General features: G+C 67.6%; 2 protein-coding genes. One reads left to right on the top strand and one right to left on the bottom strand.

Features of this window, described 5'->3' with window-relative positions; genetic code table 11:
• Positions 1 to 100: 100 nt before the first annotated feature.
• The gene (locus ACOADB_RS14395; protein WP_378599822.1) at positions 101 to 925 is read right to left on the bottom strand and encodes a class I SAM-dependent methyltransferase; all 825 of its coding nucleotides are present in this window, start codon (positions 923 to 925) and stop codon (positions 101 to 103) included.
• 147 nt (positions 926 to 1,072) lie between these two features.
• Between ACOADB_RS14395 and rpsA the strand changes: the two genes are divergently transcribed.
• Positions 1,073 to 2,563 carry a 30S ribosomal protein S1 gene (gene rpsA, locus ACOADB_RS14390; protein ID WP_378599819.1) on the top strand — a complete coding sequence of 497 codons (1,491 nt, stop codon included), beginning with the start codon at positions 1,073 to 1,075 and terminating at the stop codon, positions 2,561 to 2,563.
• Positions 2,564 to 2,566: the final 3 nt, after the last annotated feature.

Below are 2,566 nucleotides of genomic sequence, written 5' to 3'. Positions count from 1 at the left end.
ACAGGCGCTGGAACATGAGCGGACCCGGCCACTATTGCTCCGCGATCACGCGCGGGAGGCACGTCAACCCGAAATCAGGACCAAGTCCCGGACGGCACCCTCACGAATGACCAAGGTCGGCGCCGAAGAGGGCCGTTCCCGGCGTCACGGAGCCGCGAACCCGGGACCAGCCACCCCAGAGCCGGTCGTGGTCCGCGGGCCATTCCGGTTCCAGCAAGGTGGTGAGCCGGAACCCCTTGGCGGCCAGCAGCTGCACCCAGTCACCGAGCGTCCGGTGGTGTTCGACGTACGACGTCCGGCCGGTCTCGTCGTCGACCTCGACGTAGGGCGTGCGGTCCCAGTAGGACTGGGTCGCGGTGAGCCCTTCCTCGGTGGGGTCATCGGGGAACATCCACCGGGTCGGGTGGGTGATCGAGAACGCGAACCGGCCGCCGGGCCGCAGGACCCGGGCCGTCTCGGCCACCGCGGTGTCGATGTCGGCGACGAACTGCAGGGCACCGAAGGACGAGAACACGACGTCGAAGGTGTTGTCGGCGAAGGGGAGGTCGGTCGCCGTACCCCGGACGCTCGGCACGACGACTCCGGTGATCTCGTCGACGCGTCGTGAGTGCTGGAGCTGGCGGTGGGACAGGTCGAGCCCGAACGCGCGTCCGCCCTGGCTGCGGATCCAGCGCGCGCACTGCCCGGCGCCGGAGCCGACCTCGAGGACGTCGCGGTCCTTCACGTCGCCCAGGATCCGGGCGTCGGCCTCGGTCAGGCCCTCGGGTCCCCACACGAAACCGGCGTCGCCGAGGAACTCCCCGTGGGTGGCCTGGTACTCGTCGGCGTAGCGATCCCAGTCGGCGCCATTGGCGCTGCGGGACTCCTGTTCATCGGCGGGACGACGGTGCGCCGTGACCGGCGGGTGGAGCCACTCCTGTTGCACGGACCGAGGATAGTGCCGCCGGTTGGACGTGCGTGCAACGCGGCGCGTACCCTTGAATGTCCGCCTCCCGTCGGGAGGTGGTCCCGTGCCGCCCAGACGGCGGTCATGGCCCAACTACATCTGCCCACCCAAGGACTGTCCCTACTTATGACGAGCACCCTCTCGACTCCGATCTCGAGCCACTACGACGACAACGCGCCCCAGGTCGCGATCAACGACATTGGCTCCGAGGCGGACTTCCTGGCCGCCATCGATCTGACGATCAAGTACTTCAACGACGGCGACATCGTCGACGGCACCATCGTCAAGGTCGACCGCGACGAGGTCCTCCTCGACATCGGCTACAAGACCGAGGGCGTCATCCCCTCGCGCGAGCTGTCGATCAAGCACGACGTTGACCCCTCCGAGGTCGTCAAGGTGGGTGACAAGGTCGAGGCTCTCGTTCTCCAGAAGGAGGACAAGGAGGGTCGCCTGATCCTGTCCAAGAAGCGCGCCCAGTACGAGCGCGCCTGGGGCACGATCGAGGAGATCAAGGAAGCCGACGGCGTCGTCGAAGGCACCGTCATCGAGGTCGTCAAGGGCGGCCTCATCATCGACATCGGCCTGCGCGGCTTCCTGCCCGCCTCGCTGGTGGAGATGCGTCGCGTCCGCGACCTGCAGCCCTACGTGGGTCAGACCCTCGAGGCCAAGATCATCGAGCTCGACAAGAACCGCAACAACGTGGTCCTGTCGCGCCGTGCCTGGCTCGAGCAGACCCAGTCCGAGGTTCGCCACGGCTTCCTCACCCAGCTCCAGAAGGGCCAGATCCGCAAGGGTGTCGTGTCCTCGATCGTCAACTTCGGTGCGTTCGTGGACCTCGGCGGCGTCGACGGTCTCGTCCACGTCTCGGAGCTGTCCTGGAAGCACATCGACCACCCGTCCGAGGTCGTCACGGTCGGCGACGAGGTCACCGTCGAGGTGCTCGACGTCGACATGGAGCGCGAGCGCGTGTCGCTGTCGCTCAAGGCGACGCAGGAAGACCCGTGGCAGCACTTCGCCCGGACCCACCAGATCGGCCAGATCGTGCCCGGCAAGGTCACCAAGCTGGTGCCCTTCGGTTCGTTCGTCCGCGTCGAAGAGGGCATCGAAGGCCTCGTGCACATCTCCGAGCTGGCCGAGCGCCACGTGGAGATCCCCGAGCAGGTCGTCCAGGTCAACGACGACGTCATGGTCAAGATCATCGACATCGACCTCGAGCGTCGCCGGATCTCGCTCTCGCTGAAGCAGGCGAACGAGACCACCGCCGCGGTCGACGTCGAAGAGTTCGACCCGACGCTCTACGGCATGCCCGCCACGTACGACGAGGCCGGCAACTACATCTACCCGGAGGGCTTCGACCCCGAGACGGGCGAATGGCTCGAGGGCTTCGACGACCAGCGCGCCGTCTGGGAAGAGCAGTACGCCAAGGCGCACGCCCGCTGGGAGGCGCACGTCAAGCAGCAGGCCGAGGCGAAGGTTGCCGAGGCCGAGGCTGGCGAGGCGACGTCGTACTCCTCCGGTGGTTCGGACGACGAGCAGGCCGAGGAGACTGGCGGCTCGCTGGCCTCCGACGAGGCGCTGCAGGCGCTTCGCGAGAAGCTGACCGGCGGCCAGGCCTGATCC

The organism is Nocardioides sp. CPCC 206348 (assembly GCF_048654705.1).
Classification (GTDB): Bacteria; Actinomycetota; Actinomycetes; order Propionibacteriales; family Nocardioidaceae; genus Nocardioides.
The sequence above is the reverse complement of the archived record's forward strand: the minus strand, read 5'-3'. Positions and strand labels throughout refer to the sequence as shown.

What these genes read in the sequence shown, in the direction of transcription:
- rpsA (WP_378599819.1), top strand. Translation starts at nt 1,073, where the DNA reads ATGACGAGCACCCTCTCGACTCCGATCTCGAGCCACTACGACGACAAC.